Raw genomic sequence first — 19713 nt, 5'->3', positions numbered from 1 at the left:
GGGGCACGGAGATCCCCGCGCCCAATTCCCTTGGAAACTCGCCGTGGTGACACCCGTACGAGTGATGTGCCGGGCGCTCGGGCTCAGTACGCGAGCCGGCTGCCGCCGCCGGGAGCACCGCTGCTCGCCTCGACGAGCGCGTCCACGACCGCCTCCACCTCCGGCAGCCACAGGCCGTCCGAACCGGGGTGCCGCGGCTCGGGCTCCCGCTCCCAGCGGACCTGCCCGCCGCCGGACGCCGGGGACGGCGGCAGCAGCAGGTAGCCGCCCTCACCGTGGAAGCGCAGCGAGGAGGGCACGTGGTCCTTGGCGTACAGGAGTTCGCCGAGCCGCTCCAGCGAGTAGGGCGCCACGAGCAGGGACCAGCGAGTGGGCGTGGCGACGATCGGACCGAGCCGCATGCCCTGCGCGTCCAGCCGTACGACCGCACGCGCGGCCGCCTTGGCCGGCAGGCTCACCGCGCACGGGGCGGCCCCGCCGGTGGCCAGCAGCACCGGGGCCGCGGGCCGTTTCCCCCACCACCAGGCCACCATCCGGGCGTCGGTGGTGGCGGCGAGCAGCCCGGGGTCGAAGGGATGGGCTCCGGGCACCACGCAGTCGGGGTCGGGACAGGCGCAGCGCCGGCTGTCGGCGCCGGCCCGGCCCACGCCCGGCAGTACGGGCCACTGCCGGACGGTGGCGCAGGTCAAAGCCGCGTCGAGGAGGGACGGAGCCGCGCCGGCACCGGCCTCCACGGCGGTACGGGAGGCGCCGCGCGGGAACTTCAAGCGATCGCGGAGCCGCTGGAGACGCCTTCCGAGGATCTCGCGCATGAGCGCTCGTTCCTTTCCGTTGAACGTCGAGGGCCACATCACACCACGTGAGCGGTGCTTCACCACACGTACACGTTTCGCGTCACTGATCCGCCAGAAGCAGGTTCACACGGTTCGTGCAGTTGTCTTACGGGTCCGTCAAACGTCCGGCGGGGGCCCGGAGCGAGCGGTCCGAGCGACCCGCACCGGTGTCGAGACCGGCTGCCGCCGCTTAGGACGACGGCCCGGGCCGGGCGGTTCCCGGCGGTGCCGGGGGCGCCAACTGGCCCCGGGCACTAGCGATTACGTACCCGGACCCCTGGAAGCGCCTGTCCAGTCGATCGCAAAAACCGTCCGCTTCCAGCTTTTTCCAGCCAAGTTTTACCCCTGGCTGGACAGTGAGTTGCCGTCCCACGGACACCAGGATTCCCACTGGGACAATGCTGGACATCGATCCTCGGGTGCGTGTAGATGTGGATCCATTGATGGCGGCGCAGCACGATCTGGGGGTTTGCGATGCTATATGGCGAATCGCACCAGGTGGAAAGGCGGACGCCATGAGCGCCCCGCATCTGCCGAAAGTGGCTGGAATCGATCCAGCAGTCAACGGGTCGGCGCACACTGTCGCGCCCGCGCCCGGCTCCCTGTCCGCCGCGGCGGCCACCTCCGCCCGGACCGCCCCCGCACAGGCCGCCCCGCCTGCCGCGAGCAGCGTCATCCAGGACCGGCTGGCGGGCATGGTCTCCGACCTCACCACCCTCCACGAACTCACCGAACGCCTCGCCCGGACCCGCGACCTCGACTCCTCCCTGCGGGAGTTCCTGCGCGCCGGGGCCGCCCTCGTCGGCGCCCGCCGCGGACTGGTCGTCCTGGAGCCCTCCGACGGACTCGGCCCCGCCTCCACCATCGGCCTGGGCCTGGGCCGCGCCGACCTCGGCCACATCGAGACGGTGCCGCGCAGCGCCACCTCGTACGGCCGCATCCTGGACGGGCTCCCCGACGCCCACGGCGGCTCCGAGGTGCTCCCGGAACCCGGCGCGGCGGCCGCCCCCGGCGCCGCGGGCCACGAACCCCCCGTCGACCCCCGCCACCGCGAGGTCGCCGCCCGCCTCGGCTACGCCGCCAGCTACGCGCTGCCGCTGACCGCCGACGCCACCGGCCGGCTCGGCGCGGCCGTCTGGCTCTACGACGAACAGGCCGAACCGAACGACCGCCAGCGCGACCTCGTCGGCCTCTACGTCCGGCACGGGGCCGAACACCTGGCCCGGATGCTGGAGGTGGACCGCTCCCGCACCCGCCTGGCCACCGTCTCCGAGGAGCTGCTGCCCAGCCGGCTGCCCAGGATCCCCGGGGTGCGGCTCGCCACCCGGCACCGCAGCGGCCCCCTCGGCGGGGGCGACTGGTACGACGCGCTGCCGCTGCCCGAGGGCGCCATGGGGCTCGCCGTCGGATCGGTCAGCGGATCCGGCCCGAGCGCCGTGGCCGCGATGGGACGGCTGCGGGCCTCGCTGCGCGCGTACGCCGTCATGGAGGGGGAGGACCCCGTCGCGGTCCTGTCCGACCTGGAGCTGCTGCTGCGCCTGACCGAGCCCGCGCGCTCGGCCACCGCCGTCTTCGCGTACTGCGACACCGCCGCCCGCAAGATCCTCCTGGCCGGCGCGGGACACATGCCGCCGCTGCTGATCGGCGAGCGGCGCACCGAGTACGTCGAGACCTCGCTCTCGGCGCCGCTGGGGATGCTGGCCTGCTGGGAAGCGCCCAGCGTGGAGATCGAGCCCGCATCCGGAGAAACGGTGCTGCTGTACACGGACGGTCTGCTGCGGCGTACCGGCGACCCCATGGACCGGGCCTACGCCCGGCTGCACGCGGCGGCCGCCGGGGCTCCGCGCGGCGCCCGGGAGGACCCGGCGGCCCTCTGCGACCACATCCTGCGCACGCTCCTCCCCGAGGACGGGCCGGGCCCGGCCGCCTGCGACCCGTACCGGGACGGCGAGGACGTCGTCCTGCTCGCGGCCCGCTTCGACTGAGCGGCGGAGGCCCACCGACAGGCGCCCGTTTTGACTGGTATGTCACAGGACTGGCCGGGCGCCTCCTCCTCACACATACGATGAACGGGGTTCGCACCCGGACCCGTGCGTGTCGTAGCGGCTGAGGAGATGACGTGGCTGACGAGCTCACCCCGGAGACCCCGGAAGAAGAGCAGCCCCAGAAGAAGCACAAGCAGCGCAAGAACGGGCTGTACCCGGGCGTCAGCGAGGAACTCGCGGAGAGCATGCGCACCGGCTGGGCCGACACCGAGCTGCACGGGCTCGAGCCCCTCGCCCAGGCCGGCCACACCGCCGACCGCCGCGCCGCGCTGTCCGCCCGCTTCCCCGGCGAGCGCCTGGTGGTCCCCGCGGGCCGGCTGAAGACCCGCTCGAACGACACCGAGTACCCCTTCCGCGCCTCCACCGAGTACGCGTACCTCACCGGCGACCAGACCGAGAACGGCGTCCTGGTCCTGGAGCCCACGGAGACCGGCCACGAGGCCACGGTCTACCTGCTGCCCCGCTCGGACCGCGAGAACGGCGAGTTCTGGCTGTCGGGCCAGGGCGAGCTCTGGGTCGGCCGCCGCCACTCCCTCACCGAGGCCGAGCAGCTCCTGGGCATCCCGGCCAAGGACGTCCGCGAGCTGCCCGAGGCCCTGACCGAGGCCACCGGCCCGGTCCGCGCCGTCCGCGGCCACGACTCCGTCATCGAGTCCGCCCTCACCGACAAGGTGACCAAGGAGCGCGACGAGGAGCTGCGGGTCTACCTCTCCGAGGCCCGCGCCGTGAAGGACGCCTTCGAGATCGGCGAGCTGCAGAAGGCCGTGGACTCCACCGTCCGCGGCTTCGAGGACGTCGTGAAGGTCCTCGACAGGGCGGAGGCCACCTCCGAGCGCTACATCGAGGGCACCTTCTTCCTGCGTGCCCGCGTCGAGGGCAACGACGTCGGCTACGGCACCATCGCGGCCGCCGGCGCCCACGCCTGCACCCTGCACTGGGTCCGCAACGACGGCGCGGTCCGCTCCGGCGACCTCCTGCTGCTCGACGCCGGCGTGGAGACCCACTCCCTCTACACCGCCGACGTCACGCGCACGCTGCCGATCAACGGCACGTACACCGACATCCAGCGCAAGGTCTACGACGCGGTCTACGAGTCCCAGGAAGCCGGCATCGCCGCCGTCAAGCCGGGCGCGAAGTTCCGTGACTTCCACGACGCCGCCCAGCACGTGCTGGCCGAGAAGCTCGTGGAGTGGGGCCTGCTGGAGGGCCCGGTCGAGCGCGTCCTGGAGCTCGGGCTGCAGCGCCGCTGGACCCTGCACGGCACCGGCCACATGCTCGGCATGGACGTCCACGACTGCGCCGCCGCGCGCACCGAGGCCTACGTCGACGGCACGCTGGAGCCGGGCATGTGCCTGACCGTCGAGCCCGGCCTGTACTTCCAGGCCGACGACCTGACCGTGCCCGAGGAGTACCGGGGCATCGGCGTCCGGATCGAGGACGACATCCTCGTCACCGAGGACGGCAACCGGAACCTGTCGGCCGGGCTGCCGCGCACCTCGGTCGAGGTCGAGGCCTGGATGGCGCGCCTCAAGGGCTGACGCCACCGCCGTACCGACGGGGCGGGGACCGGATCGGTCCCCGCCCCGTCGGCGTTCCTAGGACACCCTCAGCAGTGCGTCGTCACGCCACTTCAGCATCCGCTCGAAGCTCACCACCGCGCCCCGGCCCGGCCGGTTGCGCAGGCGGACGTCGTCGGCGAGCTCCGCGATCAGGTGCAGGCCCCGGCCGTGCTCGGCCAGGGAGGGTCTGCGGCGGGCCACCGTCGAGGGCGGGAACCCCGGACCCGAGTCGGCGACCTCGATGCGGCAGCGGTCCCCGTCGAGGTAGGCGGTGACGTGGTACGCCTCGGTGCCGTCCAGGACGTCGTCGGCCGGGACGCCGACCGGGCCCCCGACCGGACCGCCGCGGCCGCCGTGCTCCACCGCGTTGGCACACGCCTCGCTCAGCGCGACCGACAGCTCGTAGGAGATGTCCGGGTCCACCCCCGCGGTCTCCATCGTCCCCAGCAGCAGTCGCCGGGCCAGCGGCACGCTCGCGGCTTCGCGCCGCAAGTGGAGAGACCACCAGATGCTCATACGGGTACCTATTGCCGCCCCCGGTGGCGCGTAAGCCCCCGGCGGCCGGCACAGCCCTCATTCGGCCGATGCGGCATGTGCGTCCGGCGTGTATCAGCTGCGTAGGCGCACGGTCCGGCCGAGCCGGGACGGGAGCCGGCCGAGCCCGGGCAGTACGGCCGGAGCCCCTCGTCAGCGGGCCGTCAGCCGGCGGCCGGCGCCCGGCGCGGACGCCGTCAGGGCCCGGTCCGGGCCCTGACCACGCGCTGACCGCGCACCGACCGGGCACCCGTCGCACACCGGAACCATAGGGTCCCTCCAGCACCTGCCGTAGGCAGCGCCCGGGCCCAGTGCGATGATGGCCCGGCCATGTCTGCCACCCACACGACGCGCGCCGGAGCGGGGCTCCGGACCACACGGGCCGCGGTGTTCACCGCGGTCTGCGTCGTGCTGTCCGCGGCAGGCCACGCCGTGGCCTCCTGCGCGACCGTGCCGTGGTGGGCGCTGGCCCTGGCCTTCGCCGCCGTCTTCGCGATCGCGGCCCCCCTCGCGGGACGCCGCCGTTCGCGGCCGGGCATCGCCGCCGGACTGGCCGTGGGCCAGCTCGGGCTGCACACGCTGTTCGGCCTCGGCCAGCACGGCGCCGCCGTCGCACAGGCCCCGGCCGCGGGCTCCGACACCTCGCTGGCGGCGCTCGCCGCCCAGCTGGTCTGCGGGGGCAACTCCGTACCGCTGAGCCCGGCCGACGCCCGCCGGATCCTGGAGGCCGCCGGGCTGGACCCGGCCGCCCTGGCCGCGCAGACGGCCGCGTCGGGGCACATGGGCCACATGCACCTGGCCGGAGCCTCCGCCGGAGCCCCCGAGATCGGGCTCTTCAGCCCGGCCATGCTGCTCGGCCACCTGCTGGCCGCGCTCGCGGCCGGCTGGCTGCTGGGCCGGGGCGACGCCGCGCTGTTCCGGCTCGTCGAGCTGTCCCGGCTGTCGGGCGAAGCCGACCCGATACGTCCGCTGCGCGCCGCGCTGGCCTTCGTACGGGTCCTCACGGCCGGGCTCCTCGGCGCTCCCGCGCGCGGCCCCCGGGCCCGCCGGACCGCCTCCGCGCCCGCCGTGACGACCGGCCGGGACGCACTCCTGCACACCGTGATCCGGCGTGGGCCGCCGGCTGCGCTCGTCCTCGCAGCCTGACGCGGCACCTCCACTCCCCGGGACACCCGGCGGGAGCACCGGTGCCGTGACCTCCGCGCGCGCCCGCGCGTGCGGACCCACCGTTCACCACTGCTCTGTGGAGTGTTTCTGCCATGAAGACCTCTCGCGTCTCCTTCGCCGCCGCCCTCGCCGCCGGCGCCGTCCTCGCCCTGTCCGGTACCGCCTTCGCGCACGTGAGCGTGCAGCCCGGCGAGGCCGCCAAGGGCGGCTACGCGACGATCAACTTCAAGGTCCCCAACGAGCGCGACAACGCCTCGACCACCCAGCTCGAGGTCAACTTCCCGGTCGACCAGCCGCTGACCTCCGTCATGCCGCAGGACATCCCCGGCTGGACCTCCACCGTCGAGAAGACCAAGCTCGACAAGCCGCTGAGCGTGCACGGCAAGCAGGTGAACGAGGTGGTCACCAAGGTCACCTGGACCGGCGGGAAGATCGAGCCCGGCAAGTTCCAGCAGTTCCCGGTCTCCGTCGGCAAGCTCCCCGACAACGCCGACAAGATGGTGTTCAAGGCCATCCAGACCTACGACAACAACGAGGTCGTCCGCTGGATCGAGGAGTCCAAGGACGGCGCCCCCGAGCCGCAGACCCCCGCGCCGGTGCTGAAGCTCACCGCCGCCAAGCCCGCGGACGGCCACGACGACGCCAAGCCGGCCGACGCCAAGGGCGCCGGCAAGGACGAGGCGAAGCACGACGAGGCCGCCCCCAAGAGCGGCTCCGACACCACCGCGCGCGCCCTCGGCATCGCGGGCATCGTCATCGGCCTCGGCGGGGTGGCCTTCGGCATCGCCTCGCGCCGCCGCTCCGCCTGACCCACCGGGCCCGCGGGGTCTGTCGTCACGGGCCCTACGGGGCCCGTGGACAGGCCTCTCCCGGCCCGTCGAGAACATCCGTAGCACCCCCGATCCCAGGGACATCTCCATATGCGCACCCCACGTGTGACAGTCGCCGCCCTCGCGGCGGCGGCCGCGCTCACCCTCACCGCCTGCGGCGGTGGACCGGCCAAGAACAACGGGTCGGTCACGCAGATCACCGGCGAGAAGAAGGCCGGAGCCGCGACCGTCCTCGACCGCCCCTTCGACAAGCCGGACCTCGTCCTCACGGACACCACCGGCAAGCCGTGGAACCTGCGCGAGCAGACCAAGGGCCGGCCGACGCTCATCTACTTCGGCTACACCAACTGCCCCGACGTGTGCCCGCTGACGATGAGCAACATCGCCGTCGCCAAGAAGGCGCTCCCCCAGGCCGACCGGGACAAGCTCCAGGTCGTCTTCGTCACCACGGACCCCGAACGGGACACCCCGGAGTCCCTCGGCGCCTGGCTCAGGGCCCAGGACCCGGCGTTCACCGGGCTCACCGGCGACTTCAGCACCATCCAGGCCGCCGCCCGCTCCCTCGGCATCGGTATCGAGGCCCCGAAGAAGGAGGCCGACGGCAGCGTCGTCTCCATGCACGGGGCCCAGGTCATCGCGTTCTCGCCCAAGACCGACGAGGGCTACGTCCTCTACGGCGAGGGCACGACCGTCGACGACTACACCAAGGACCTGCCGAAGATCATCAAGGGAGAGAACCCGTGAACGCCCGCACCACCCGCACCCTCGCCGCCGCCCTCTCCCTGACGGCCGCGCTCGCCATATCCGGCTGCTCCTCCTCCACGGATTCCTCCTCGGGCTCCGGCTCCTCGTCGAACGCGAGCGCAGGTGCGCAGGCCGGGGAGTCGGCCAAGCCGAAGATGACCGTCAGCGGCGGTTACATGCCCGAACCGGTCAACGACAAGATGGCCGGCGCTTTCATGGTCATCAAGAACGACTCGAAGACCGCCGACAAGCTGGTCGGCGTCACCAGCCCGCTCTCGGACGACCTCCAGGTCCACGAGACCAAGGACCAGAAGATGCAGCAGGTCCAGTCCATGGACGTGCCCGCCGACGGAGAGCTGAAGCTGGAGCGCGGCGGCAACCACATCATGTTCATGGGCCTCAAGAACAAGCCGAACGTCGGCGACAAGGTCACCGTCGAGCTGCGTTTCGAGAAGGCCGATCCGGTCAAGGTCGAGCTGGACGTCAAGGAACGGACGTACAACGCCCAGAACTCCACCGCCCACTGACGGACCGAGGAACTGACACGCCATGACGGCCACCGCCCCCGCTCCCCCTCCCTTCCGCGTCCGCGCCACGGCATCGCTGCCGCGGCTGGCGCTGGTTCTCGCAGCCCTGCTGGCAGCCCTGTTCACCGCGGCCGCCCCGGCCACGGCGCACGCCGCACTCACCGCGAGCGACCCCAAGGACGGGGCGGTGGTCGCCACGGCGCCCGCCCAGGTGACCCTCTCCTTCTCGGAGGAGGTCGCCATGGGTGACGACTCGATCCGCGTCATGGACCCGCAGGGCAAGCGCGTCGACACCGGCGAGCTGCGGAACATGTGCAGCGGATCGGTCATCCGCTACGGCACCGCCCTGCACTCGGGGCTGCCCGACGGCACCTACACCGTCGCCTGGCAGGCCGTGTCGGCCGACAGCCACCCGGTCTCCGGCGCCTTCACCTTCTCCGTCGGCGCCCCCTCGGCGACCTCCGTCTCCCTGCCCGCGCAGAAGGCCGGCGGCGGCCCCGTCGGCATCGCGTACGGCATCGCCCGCTACGCCGCCTACGCCGGCTTCACCGTCCTCGTCGGCGCCTCCGCCTTCATCCTGCTGTGCTGGCGCCGGGGCTCCGCCGAGCGCCCGCTGCAGAAGCTGGTGGTGCGCGGCTGGGTCACCCTCACCGCCGCCACCCTGGCGATGCTGGTGCTCCGCACCCCGTACACCGGGTCGGGCAAGGTCGCGGACGCCTTCGACCTCGATGGCCTCAAAGCCGTCCTGGAGACCAAGACCGGCGCCTCCTTCGTGTCCCGGCTGCTGCTGCTCGGCGCGGCCGCGCTGTTCATCGCCGTCCTCTTCGGCGCCTACGCGCGCCGCCAGAAGAACGCCGGCGCGCAGACCCCCGAGGAGGCCAAGGACACCGGCGACCTGGCGTTCGGGCTCGGTATCGGCGGCACGGTCGTGGCCGCCGGCATCGCCGCCACCTGGGCACTCGCCGAACACGCCTCCACCGGTATCCAGACGGGCATCGCGATGCCGGTCGACATCCTGCACCTGCTGGCCGTGGCCACCTGGCTCGGCGGTCTCGCCGCCCTGCTCGTCGCCCTGCGCACGGCGCCTGACATCGAGCGGTCCGCCGTCCGGCGCTTCTCCCGGGTCGCCTTCATCAGCGTCCTGGTCCTCACCGCCACCGGCGTCTACCAGTCCTGGCGGCAGCTCGGCAGCTGGTCGGCGCTGACCGGCACCAGCTACGGACGGCTGCTGCTGATCAAGGTCGCCCTGGTGGCCGTCCTCGTCACCGTCGCCTCCTTCTCCCGCAAGTGGACCGGCAAGCTCGCCGACACCGTGGTGGAGGAGCGGGTCGCCGAGCCGGCCGCGGTGGGGGCGGGGAGCGATGTTTCACGTGAAACGTCGACCGGGAGCGCCTCCGCCGGGTCCGCCGGGTCGGCCGGGTCGGCCGGTTCTGCCGGTTCTGCCGGTTCTGCCGAGGGCACCGAGCCGGCCGAGCCCGCCCAGGCCGGCGAGCCCGTCGACCCGAAGCGTGCCGCACAGCTCGCCCGGCAGGCCGCGGCCCGCGAGAAGGCCCTGGAGAACCAGGTGCGCGACGCCGACCCCGGCCGCTCGGGCCTGCGCCGCTCCGTGCTCGCCGAGGCCGGGGTGGCCGTGGTGCTGCTCGCCGTCACCACCGTCCTGACCGGCACCGAGCCGGGCCGCGCCGTGGAGCAGGAGGCCGGACGGGGCTCGGCCGCCACCGCCGTGCCCGACCGCGCGATCAAGATCACCCTGCCGTACGACACCGGCGGCCAGAACGGCAAGGGCAGCGTCCGGGTCGAGCTCGACCCGGGTCGGGTCGGCGCCAACACCCTCCACCTGTGGGCCGACGGCCCCGACGGGAAGCCCGCCGACCTGCCCGAGATCAAGATCTCCTTCACCCTCCCGGCCAAGGAGATCGGCCCGCTGCCGGTGACCCCGGACCGCGCCGCTCCCGGACACTGGACGGCGTCCGGGGTGCAGCTTCCCCTCACCGGCGAATGGCGCATCGACGTGACCGTCCGCACCTCCGACATCGACCAGACGACCGTCCAGAAGAACGTGAAGATCGGCTGAACAGCGTGACCGACAGCACCACCGCGAGCACCCCCGACATCGAGATCTCCCGGCGCCGGCTGCTGGGCACGGTCGGCGCCGCAGGCGCCGTCGGGCTCGCGCTCGGCGCCACCGGGGGCGCCCTCGTGAACTCGGCGGTCACCGACACCCCGGCCGCCGCCCCCGGCGCGGCCGGGTCCCTGGCCTCCCTCGGCGCCACCGCGGTCGCCTTCGAAGGGGACCGCCAGGCGGGCATCACCACCCCGCTCCAGGCCAAGGGCCACGTCCTCGCCTTCGACCTGGCGCCGGGCGCCGGGCGCACGGAGGCGGCCGCGCTGATGCGCCGCTGGTCCGAGACCGCCCGGCGGCTGATGGCGGGGGAGACCGCCCCCACGGCGGACAGCGGCATCGCCCTCGACGCGGGCCCGTCCTCCCTCACCGTCACCTTCGGGTTCGGCCACTCCTTCTTCGACCGCACGGGCCTGGCCGCCCGCCGCCCGACCGCCCTCGACCCGCTGCCCGACTTCTCCTCGGACCGCCTCGACGCCCAGCGCAGCAACGGCGACCTGTGGGTGCAGATCGGCTCGAACGACGGCCTCGTCGCCTTCCACGCCCTGCGCGCCCTCCAGAAGGACGCGGGTGAGGCCGCCCGGGTGCGCTGGCAGATGAACGGCTTCAACCGCTCCCCCGGGGCCACCGCCTCTCCGATGACCGCCCGGAACCTCATGGGCCAGGTCGACGGCACCGGAAACCCGAAGCCCGCGGACCCCGATTTCGAGAAGCGGATCTTCGTTCCCGTCGCCGGACCCGGCCCCGCCGAGCACGCCTGGATGGGCGGGGGCTCGTACGCGGTCGTCCGCCGGATCCGGATGCTGCTGGACGACTGGGACAAGCAGTCCCAGGCCCAGCAGGAGCAGGTCATCGGCCGCACCAAGGCCCACGGTGCGCCCCTGACCGGCGGCGGCGAGACCACCCCGCTGGCCCTGGACAAGCTCGGCCCCGACGGCAAGCCGGTGATCCCGTCCAACGCGCACGCGCGGATCTCCGCCCCGGCGCAGAACGGCGGCGCCGCCATGCTGAGGCGGCCGTTCTCCTTCCACGACGGGATCGCCCCGGACGGCACCCCGGACGCCGGTCTGCTCTTCATCTGCTGGCAGGCCGATCCGCTGCGCGGGTTCGTCCCGGTCCAGCGCAAGCTCGACCGGGGCGACGCGCTGTCGGAGTTCATCCGGCACGAGTCGAGCGGGCTGTACGCCGTACCGCCCGGCCCGCGCGCCGGGGAGTACGTCGGGCAGCGGCTGCTCGAAGGGTGAACAGCGCCACGGCGGCCGGCGGCCCGGCATTAGGCTGACCGCATGTCGGCCACGCGCTTCACCTATCTCGGTCCCGAGGGCACGTTCACCGAAGCGGCCCTCCGCACCCTGCCGGAAGCCGCCACCCGGGAGCTCGTCCCGATGGTGTCGGTCCCGGCCGCCCTGGACGCCGTGCGGGCCGGCGAGGCCGCGGCCGCGCTGGTGCCGATCGAGAACTCGGTGGAGGGCGGGGTCACCGCCACCCTCGACGAGCTGTCCTCGGGCGAGCCGTTGATGATCTACCGCGAGGTGCTGCTGCCCATCGCGTTCGCGCTGCTGGTGCGGCCCGGGACCGAGCTGTCGGACATCAAGACCGTCACCGGGCACCCGGTCGCCCAGCCGCAGGTGCGCAACTGGCTGCGGACGCACCTGCCCGACGCCGTGTGGGAGTCGGCGGCCTCCAACGCCGACGGGGCACGGCTGGTCCAGGAGGGCCGGTTCGACGCGGCCTTCGCGGGAGAGTTCGCGGCGGCCACGTACGGGCTGGAGGCGCTGGTCACCGAGATCCACGACGCGCAGAACGCGGAGACCCGGTTCGTACTGGTCGGGCGGCCCGCCCGACCGGCCGCCCCCACGGGCGCCGACAAGACCTCCGTCGTGCTGTGGCTCGGCGACGACCACCCCGGCGCCCTGCTGGAGCTCCTCCAGGAGTTCGCCGTCCGCGGGGTGAACCTGATGCTGATCCAGTCCCGGCCGACGGGCGAGGGGATCGGCAACTACTGCTTCGCCGTGGACGCCGAGGGCCACATCTCCGACCGCCGGGTGAGCGAGGCCCTGATGGGGCTGCGGCGGACCTGTCCCCAGGTCCGCTTCCTGGGCTCCTACCCGCGCGCGGGGGTCGCTCTGAGTGAGGTGCGCGCGACGCGGCCGGGGACCTCGGACGGCGATTTCACGGAGGCCTCCGACTGGCTGGCGCGCTGCCTCGACGGCCGGGCCTAGCGCGTCCCCCGTTCCGTCCACTTGTCCACAGAGTTATCCACAGGGCGAGAGGGGAACCTGGGGACAAGTCGACAGAGCGGCACGACAAGGTCGACAAATCGGTCGGGCGACTCAGGTTTCGCGCTGGGAAGCGAGAGGTGAACGGCGTCACCCCCGTATCGCCGATCAACTCTTTGGAGCGAGCCATTCCCACCCGAATGAGTGTGTGAGGGTGGTTTGGACCCCGAACCGCGCTGCCCGCTCAAGGATCGCTATTGATCTCATTCCGTGTCCACAGATACGGCGCACAGCCTGTGGATAAAGGGGGTGGGGAGGGAATCTCTGTGGACAAGGCAGCATCCCCCGACGCTGCTCAAGCCCCGCCCGCCGCGCCCCACGGTGCCCCTTTTTCGGAGAATCGGGCCGGTTTTATCAGCGCCCCTCAGCGATCCCGAGGGGCGTCATCCGGCCATCGGGGCGAGGGATTTGCTTTCAGTCCAATCGGGACATAATGACACGCAGCGTGATATCGGTGTGATCCACGGAAGCCCAGACCGGTAGCCTGGAGGGGTGATTGACCTCCGGCTGCTCCGTGAAGACCCTGACCGTGTGCGCGCCTCGCAGCGCGCCCGCGGAGAGGACGTCGACCTCGTCGACGCACTGCTCTCCGCCGACGAGCGCCGCAGGTCCTCCGGCATGCGCTTCGACGAACTGCGCAATGAGCAGAAGTCCCTCGGCAAGCTCATCCCCAAGGCCACTCCCGACGAGCGGACCGAGCTGCTGGCCAAGGCCGAGCGGCTCAAGGCCGACGTCAAGGCGGCGGAGGCCGAGCAGAACGAGGCGGACGAGGCTGCCAAGCAGCTGCTGCTCAAGCTCGGCAACATCGTCCACGAGGACGTCCCCGTCGGCGGCGAGGAGGACTTCGCCGTCCTCGAAACGCACGGGACGATCCGCGACTTCGCCGCCGAGGGCTTCGAGCCCAAGGACCACCTGGAGCTCGGCGAGGCGCTGGGCGCCATCGACGTCGAGCGCGGCGCCAAGGTGTCCGGCTCGCGCTTCTACTACCTGACGGGCGTCGGCGCCCTGCTGGAGCTCGCCCTCGTCAACGCCGCGATCGCGCAGGCCACCGAGGCCGGCTTCATCCCGATGCTCACCCCGGCGCTGGTCCGCCCGCGCGCCATGGAGGGCACCGGCTTCCTCGGCCAGGCCGCGGAGAACGTGTACCACCTGGAGAAGGACGACTACTACCTGGTCGGCACCTCCGAGGTCCCGCTCGCCGCGTACCACATGGACGAGATCATCGACGCCGACAAGCTGCCCCTGCGGTACGCCGGCTTCTCGCCGTGCTTCCGCCGCGAGGCCGGTACGTACGGCAAGGACACCCGCGGCATCTTCCGCGTCCACCAGTTCGACAAGGTCGAGATGTTCTCGTACGTCGCGCCGGAGGACGCCGAGGCCGAGCACAAGCGTCTCCTGGAGTGGGAGAAGCAGTGGCTGACCAGCCTGGAGCTGCCGTTCCAGGTGATCGACGTCGCCACGGGCGACCTGGGCGCCTCCGCCTCCCGCAAGTTCGACTGCGAGGCCTGGATCCCGACCCAGGGCAAGTACCGCGAGCTGACCTCCGCCTCGAACTGTGACGGCTTCCAGGCCCGCCGCCTGCAGATCCGCTACCGCGAGGACAAGAAGACCGCTCCGCTGTCCACGCTGAACGGCACCCTCTGCGCCGTCCCGCGCACCATCGTCGCCATCCTGGAGAACCACCAGCAGGCCGACGGCTCCGTGCGGGTCCCCCCGGTGCTCCGCCCGTACCTGGGCGGCCGTGAGGTCCTGGAGCCGATCGCCAAGTGAGCCCGGCCCCGTTCCCGTACAAGCTCGTCGCGACGGACCTCGACGGCACGCTCCTGCGTGACGACGACACCGTCTCGGAGCGCACCCGTGAGGCGCTCGCCGCGGCCACCGCGGCGGGCGCGGCGCACATCATCGTCACCGGCCGGGCCGTGCCCTGGACCCGGAGCGTGCTGGACGACCTCGGCTACAAGGGGATCGCCGTCTGCGGTCAGGGCGCTCAGGTCTACGACGCGGGGGCGCACCGGCTGCTGACCTCGGTGACGCTGGACCGGCAGCTGGCCGGTCTGGCGCTGTCGAAGATAGAGGCCGAGGTGGGACCGCTGGCGCTGGCCGCCAGCCGGGACGGGGTGGACGGCGAGGTCCTGTTCGGCCCCGGCTACCAGGTGCAGGAGGGCCTCCCGGCGCTCTACCTGGAGGACACCACGGCCGTCTGGAGCGCACCCCTCAACAAGCTGTACATCCAGCACCCGGGGATGGGCGACGACGAGCTGGTGAAGGTGGCCCGGGAGACCGTCGGCAGCCTGGTCGACATCGTGATGGCCGGGCCGGGGATAGTGGAGATCCTGCCGCTGGGGCTGAGCAAGGCCACGGGGCTGTCGCTCGCCGCCCGGCGGCTGAAGGTGAAGGCCGCCGAGACGATCGCCTTCGGCGACATGCCCAACGACATCCCCATGTTCGGCTGGGCCGCGCACGGTGTCGCGATGGCCAACGCCCACGCCGACCTGAAGGCCGTGGCCGACGAGGTGACCACCTCGAACCAGGAGGACGGCATCGCGGTGGTGCTGGAGCGCCTTCTGGGCGCCGCCTGACGTTCCGCCATGCAGAGGGTCCGGAACAGCCCGCGCCGTGAGGCGCGCTCGAAGTGGCTGTCCCGGACCTTTTGTTGCTCCCCGCGGTTCCCACTGTGCCGGGGCCGCACGCCCCTTACCAGCGAATTTCCGCGGGCGCGGCCGGTCGGGAGGACCGGCTCATGTTTCACGTGAAACACGGTCCCCCTGGGGCTCCGGGTGGAGGGTCAGCGGCCAGGCCAGCAGCCCGACGGCCAGCGAGATGGCGTGGCCGAGGTCGGTGAAGGTGCCGCCGGTGACGAGGGGAATCCCGAAGAAGGCCACGACCCCGGCCAGGTACAGCCATCTCCAGGGGTCCGGGAGCCGGTAGGTCAGGACGCCGGCGGAGGCCGCGAGCCCGTAGCTGACGCCGATGTCCACGACGTGGGTCATGCTGTGCGGCGCACGGTTGTCCTGGATGGCCATCAGGAGGACCTTCTGGCTGGCGAGGGTGGCGACGACATGGGCGGTCGCGACGATCACCAGCCAGCGCAGGGTGCCGAGCCAGCGTTCCACGGTGGCGTGGAAGACCTCGAACAGCAGGGCGTAGAGGGGGAGCGAAGCCGGGTTCTCGATCCAGAAGGCGCTGCTGACGAGGGCCCGGAAGGGGTACTTGACCAGCTGGTGGATGTTGCTGCTGTTGCGGTGGAGCAGCACGTGGTCGAGCCGGTCCGGGGCGATCGCCACGACGACGCTGGTCAGAGCCACGATCAGCAGCCATATGTGCGTGCCGGGCGAGGAACGTATCCAGGCCCGCAGGGGCCTGGACGGCTCGGGTCCGGTGTGCTCGATCATGCCCCGATGATGCCCCGTACGGCCGTGCCCCGCCCGGCCGGTGGGCCGGGCGGGGCACGGGTTTCGGACCTGCGCCGGCTACTCCTCGCCGGCCAGGGTGAGGCGGCGCAGCTTCTGGCCCGCGTACGCGGTGGCGCCGACGGTGACCGCGACGAGCAGGAGCACGGCGGTGGGCAGGCCGACGCTGGAGTCGACGTACCCCTGTCCGGCGATCTTCTCGGCCAGGGCCAGGGCCCACTGCTGGACGCTGAGGGTCTTGGCACCGGAGACGAGGCTGCCGAAGAGGGACTCCCAGATCAGGGCGTAGACCAGGCCGAAGACGACCGCGTGCCGGCTGACCGTGCCGAGCAGCAGGAAGAGGGCGCTGTAGGCGATCGAGGCGACGAGCGCCGCGACGGTGTAGGCCACGGCGATCTGCTGGCCGTTGCCGTTGAGGATGAAGCCCGCGATCAGCGTGGGGACGGCGGAGAAGGCCATCGTGACGGCGATCGCGACGATCAGCTTGGTCATGATGATCGTCGGGCGCTTCACCGGCTTGGAGAGCAGGTAGACGATCGAGCCGTCGTCGATCTCCGGGCCGATGGCCCCGGTGCCGGCGATGACGCCGATCAGCGGGACCATCGTGGCGAGTGCGAAGCCGCCGAGCAGTTCCGCGGCGACCTTGTCGTCCACCCCGGTGAAGAAGCGGACGACGACGGAGATGACGATCAGCAGGGCGGGCAGCGCGAAGAGGATCGCGGCCCGGCGGCGGCCGAGCAGGGCCCGGTAGGTGAGCCGGGCGACGGTGGGCTCGTACATGGTGGTTGCCAGCTCCTTTCAGGCCGTGACGAGGTAGGAGAAGACCGACTCGAGGGACTCGTCGGAGGGCGAGACCGTCAGCAGCCGGATGCCGTGTGCCCGGGCGACCCGGGGCAGCAGCTCGGTGAACCGGCCGAAGTCGACGGCCTGGATGCGCAGGGCGCCCTCCTTGAGGTCGACCTCGATGCCGGCGGTCGACGGGTCGGCGATCAGGGCCGCGGCGAGCACCCGGTCGTCGGAGGAGCGGACGAGGTAGCGGTGCGGGCGGTCCGTCATCAGGCGGCGGATCTTGCGGAAGTCTCCGGACGCGGCGTGCCGGCCGGCGACGACCACCTCGATGTGGGAGGCCAGCTGCTCGACCTCCTCCAGGATGTGGGAGGAGAACAGGACGGTCCGGCCCTCGTCGCCCATCCGCCGCAGCAGGTCCATGAGCTGCATGCGCTGGCGCGGGTCCATGCCGTTGAAGGGCTCGTCCAGCAGCAGCACCGATGGCTCGTGGACCAGCGCGGAGGCCATCTTCACGCGCTGGCGCATGCCCTTGGAGTACGTGGCGATCTTGCGGTCCTGGGCGTACTCCATCTCGACGGTGGCCAGCGCCCGCTGGGCCGCCGCGTCGTCGAGCCCGTGGAGCTCGGCGTTGGCGACGACGAACTCCCGTCCGGTGAGGAAGTCGTACATCGCCTCGCGCTCGGGTACGACGCCGATCTGGCGGTAGACCTGCTCGTTGCGCCAGATCGGGGCGCCGTCGAGGGTGACGGTGCCGGTGGAGGGGGCGAGGAAGCCGCCCATCATGTTGATGAGGGTGGACTTGCCCGCCCCGTTGGGGCCGAGGAGGCCGGTGACGCCGGGGCCGATGCGCATGGTCACGTCGTTGACGGCGACGACGTTCCCGAACCAGCGAGAGGCGTGGTCGATGTCGATGGTGGTCACAGCCCGGCCTTCCGGTAGCGGGCCATCAGGGCGGCGTAGGAGCCGGCGATGAGGCCGAGGATGACGAGCAGGTAGACGAAGCCGATGCCGGCCGAGGGGCCCTCGCCGCCCGGGAAGGCGGAGGTCGCACCGAGGAACGCGGTCTGCACGCCGTCGATCAGGGTGATCGGGGAGAAGAGGCCCAGCCACTCGATGGGGCCGGTGTTCCCGGTGCCGTAGGCGACCGCCTGCACGGTGGAGACGGCGCCGTAGGGGATGAGCAGCATCGCGATGACCGCGGCCACGCCGAAACCGCGGCGGGGGGTGAGCGCGGCCATGACCAGGCCGAGACCCGCGAAGAGCAGCGACAGCAGGAGTACCGACACCAGTGCCTGCCCGAATCCCTTGGTCTGGTGGCCGAAGTCGAACTTCGCCAGCAGCGAGCCGATCCACATGATCAGCAGCGGGGTGGCGGTGAGGATGAAGAGGGCCGAGGCCATCGCGGCGTACTTGGCCAGGACGTAGTCCACCCGCTCGATGGGCCGCGAGAAGTACAGCGGCACCGTCTTGAAGCGCAGGTCCCGCGAGACCGACTGGGGCGCCTGGGACGCGAGGTAGAGGCCGATGACCACCTGGGTGGTCAGGGCGTACGTCGTGTACTTGATCGGCAGGTCGGTGGAGCCGGGCACCGCGATGGCCACCGCGACGATGATCAGCGCGGGGACGCACATCACCGCGAAGAGGATCATCGGCAGGACCTTGGACTTGGCGGAGCGGCCCAGCCCGTACGCCCCGCGCAGCGACTGCGAGAACAGGGAGGTGCGGGCGTAGGAGCGGCCGAGCCGGGGACCGTCGTAGGACCGGTAGCCGATGTTGTGGATCTGGGTGGAGGTCTCAGGCGCCATCGGTACCGGCTCCCCTCTGCTGGATCTGGATCCGCTGCGCGGACTGGTCGCTCTCGCGGAAGACCTCCGCGATGTGGTGGCGCCGCTGTTCCATGCGGACCAGGCCGACACCGAGGTCGGCGACGGTGTCGCGCACGACGTCGTAGGTGTCCTCGCCGGTCGCCTCGACGAGGAGGATGTGGCCGGCTCCGGGCAGGCCCTGCTCCTCGCCCGCGTGGAGGGTGATGCCCGCCGCCGTCAGCGCCTTGCGCAGGGCGGCCGTTCCGTCCGGGTGCGCGTCGGAGTCGGTGACCTCGACCGCCAGGGTGGTCGTGGTCTGGGTGAAGTCGCTGGTCGAGCTGGAGCGCAGCAGCTTGCCGCCGTCGATGACGACGACGTGGTCGCAGGTCCGCTCCAGCTCGCCGAGGAGGTGGGAGGTGACCAGGACGGAGATGCCGAAGTCGGTGTGGACGCGGCGGATCAGGCCGAGCATCTCGTCGCGGCCCACCGGGTCGAGGCCGTTGGTCGGCTCGTCGAGGAGGACCAGCTGCGGGTCGTGGACGAGCGCCTGGGCCAGCTTGACGCGCTGCTTCATACCGGTGGAGTAGCCGCCGATGGGGCGGTAGCGCTCCTCGTACAGCCCGACGTGGCGCAGGGTGTCGGCGGTCCGCTCGCGGGCGGCCGTCGGCGGCAGCCCGGACATCCGCGCCATGTGGACGACGAACTCGGTGGCCGAGACGTCCGGCGGCAGGGCGTCGTGCTCGGGCATGTAGCCGACGCGCTCGCGGATGGCACTGCCGTGCGTGGCGACGTCCAGTCCGAGGACGGCGGCGCACCCCTCGGTGGCCGGGGACAGCCCGAGCAGGATCTTGATCAGCGTGGACTTGCCGGCTCCGTTGGCGCCCACGAGCCCGGTCACTCCGGGTCCGATGTCCAGGGAGAGCCGGTCGAGGGCGGTCACTCGGGGGTACCGCTTGCTCAGGCTTTCGGTCGCGATGACAGTCACGGGTCCGACGTTAGTGGCGGGGCCCGGCCGGGTCGTCAGACCTGGAGCGGGACCCTCTCTCCGCCTTGAGGACTACGGACCCTG

The 19713-nt window shown here is 72.1% G+C and carries 18 protein-coding genes; 11 read left to right on the top strand and 7 right to left on the bottom strand.

Annotated elements, in window-relative coordinates:
- Positions 1–83: 83 nt before the first annotated feature.
- Positions 84–812, bottom strand: coding sequence for a bifunctional DNA primase/polymerase (locus ACIRBY_RS13805; RefSeq protein ID WP_403900318.1), 729 nt, complete (start codon positions 810–812; stop codon positions 84–86).
- Positions 813–1231: 419 nt separating this feature from the next.
- Between ACIRBY_RS13805 and ACIRBY_RS13800 the strand changes: the two genes are divergently transcribed.
- Both ACIRBY_RS13800 and ACIRBY_RS13795 read left to right on the top strand, forming a co-directional pair.
- Positions 1232–2818, top strand: a complete 1587-nt coding sequence (locus ACIRBY_RS13800) for a PP2C family protein-serine/threonine phosphatase (RefSeq protein ID WP_403900316.1) — start codon at positions 1232–1234, stop codon at positions 2816–2818.
- A 134-nt stretch (positions 2819–2952) separates the two neighbouring features.
- The gene (locus tag ACIRBY_RS13795) at positions 2953–4416 is read left to right on the top strand and encodes an aminopeptidase P family protein (RefSeq protein ID WP_403900314.1); all 1464 of its coding nucleotides are present in this window, start codon (positions 2953–2955) and stop codon (positions 4414–4416) included.
- A gap of 57 nt (positions 4417–4473) precedes the next feature.
- On the opposite strand, the gene ACIRBY_RS13790 is transcribed toward ACIRBY_RS13795, so the two are convergent.
- Positions 4474–4953, bottom strand: coding sequence for an ATP-binding protein (locus ACIRBY_RS13790; protein ID WP_403900312.1), 480 nt, complete (start codon positions 4951–4953; stop codon positions 4474–4476).
- A gap of 348 nt (positions 4954–5301) precedes the next feature.
- Here ACIRBY_RS13790 and ACIRBY_RS13785 point away from each other — a divergent pair, with 348 nt between their 5' ends.
- The 9 genes from ACIRBY_RS13785 (at position 5302) to ACIRBY_RS13745 (ending at position 15219) form a co-directional block, all read left to right on the top strand.
- A complete protein-coding gene (locus ACIRBY_RS13785) occupies positions 5302–6117 on the top strand; it encodes a hypothetical protein (protein ID WP_403900310.1) in 816 nt (271 codons plus the stop codon).
- Positions 6118–6230: 113 nt separating this feature from the next.
- Complete coding sequence (locus ACIRBY_RS13780) at positions 6231–6947, top strand: YcnI family protein (RefSeq protein ID WP_403900308.1); 717 nt, start codon at positions 6231–6233, stop codon at positions 6945–6947.
- Positions 6948–7058: 111 nt separating this feature from the next.
- Complete coding sequence (locus ACIRBY_RS13775; RefSeq protein WP_403900306.1) at positions 7059–7712, top strand: SCO family protein; 654 nt, start codon at positions 7059–7061, stop codon at positions 7710–7712.
- The gene (locus ACIRBY_RS13770) at positions 7709–8239 is read left to right on the top strand and encodes a copper chaperone PCu(A)C (protein ID WP_403900304.1); all 531 of its coding nucleotides are present in this window, start codon (positions 7709–7711) and stop codon (positions 8237–8239) included. The genes ACIRBY_RS13775 and ACIRBY_RS13770 overlap by 4 nt, the downstream gene beginning before the upstream one ends.
- A gap of 22 nt (positions 8240–8261) precedes the next feature.
- A complete protein-coding gene (locus ACIRBY_RS13765) occupies positions 8262–10313 on the top strand; it encodes a copper resistance protein CopC (RefSeq protein ID WP_403900302.1) in 2052 nt (683 codons plus the stop codon).
- Positions 10238–11605, top strand: a complete 1368-nt coding sequence (gene efeB / locus ACIRBY_RS13760) for an iron uptake transporter deferrochelatase/peroxidase subunit (protein ID WP_403900300.1) — start codon at positions 10238–10240, stop codon at positions 11603–11605. Before ACIRBY_RS13765 ends, efeB begins: the two co-directional genes overlap by 76 nt.
- Positions 11606–11647: 42 nt before the next feature.
- The gene (pheA, locus tag ACIRBY_RS13755) at positions 11648–12583 is read left to right on the top strand and encodes a prephenate dehydratase (protein WP_403900298.1); all 936 of its coding nucleotides are present in this window, start codon (positions 11648–11650) and stop codon (positions 12581–12583) included.
- 549 nt (positions 12584–13132) lie between these two features.
- A complete protein-coding gene (gene serS / locus ACIRBY_RS13750) occupies positions 13133–14410 on the top strand; it encodes a serine--tRNA ligase (RefSeq protein WP_403900296.1) in 1278 nt (425 codons plus the stop codon).
- Positions 14407–15219 carry an HAD family hydrolase gene (locus ACIRBY_RS13745; RefSeq protein ID WP_042818915.1) on the top strand — a complete coding sequence of 271 codons (813 nt, stop codon included), beginning with the start codon at positions 14407–14409 and terminating at the stop codon, positions 15217–15219. The genes serS and ACIRBY_RS13745 overlap by 4 nt, the downstream gene beginning before the upstream one ends.
- Positions 15220–15378: 159 nt before the next feature.
- On the opposite strand, the gene ACIRBY_RS13740 is transcribed toward ACIRBY_RS13745, so the two are convergent.
- From ACIRBY_RS13740 to ACIRBY_RS13720, 5 genes are all read right to left on the bottom strand, one after another.
- The gene (locus tag ACIRBY_RS13740; RefSeq protein WP_403900293.1) at positions 15379–16032 is read right to left on the bottom strand and encodes a rhomboid-like protein; all 654 of its coding nucleotides are present in this window, start codon (positions 16030–16032) and stop codon (positions 15379–15381) included.
- 78 nt (positions 16033–16110) lie between these two features.
- Complete coding sequence (locus ACIRBY_RS13735) at positions 16111–16830, bottom strand: ABC transporter permease (RefSeq protein ID WP_403900291.1); 720 nt, start codon at positions 16828–16830, stop codon at positions 16111–16113.
- Between the two features lie 18 nt (positions 16831–16848).
- Complete coding sequence (locus ACIRBY_RS13730; RefSeq protein WP_403900289.1) at positions 16849–17760, bottom strand: ABC transporter ATP-binding protein; 912 nt, start codon at positions 17758–17760, stop codon at positions 16849–16851.
- On the bottom strand, positions 17757–18644 hold the full coding sequence (locus tag ACIRBY_RS13725; RefSeq protein ID WP_403900287.1) for an ABC transporter permease subunit: 888 nt from the start codon (positions 18642–18644) through the stop codon (positions 17757–17759). The genes ACIRBY_RS13730 and ACIRBY_RS13725 overlap by 4 nt, the downstream gene beginning before the upstream one ends.
- The gene (locus ACIRBY_RS13720) at positions 18634–19629 is read right to left on the bottom strand and encodes an ABC transporter ATP-binding protein (RefSeq protein WP_403900285.1); all 996 of its coding nucleotides are present in this window, start codon (positions 19627–19629) and stop codon (positions 18634–18636) included. The genes ACIRBY_RS13725 and ACIRBY_RS13720 overlap by 11 nt, the downstream gene beginning before the upstream one ends.
- Between the last annotated feature and the right edge of the window lie 84 nt (positions 19630–19713).

This window comes from Streptomyces sp. NPDC096136 (genome assembly GCF_044763325.1).
GTDB lineage: Bacteria > Actinomycetota > Actinomycetes > Streptomycetales > Streptomycetaceae > Streptomyces.
Note: the sequence above shows the minus strand (reverse complement) of the source record. Positions and strands in the feature narration are given on the sequence as shown.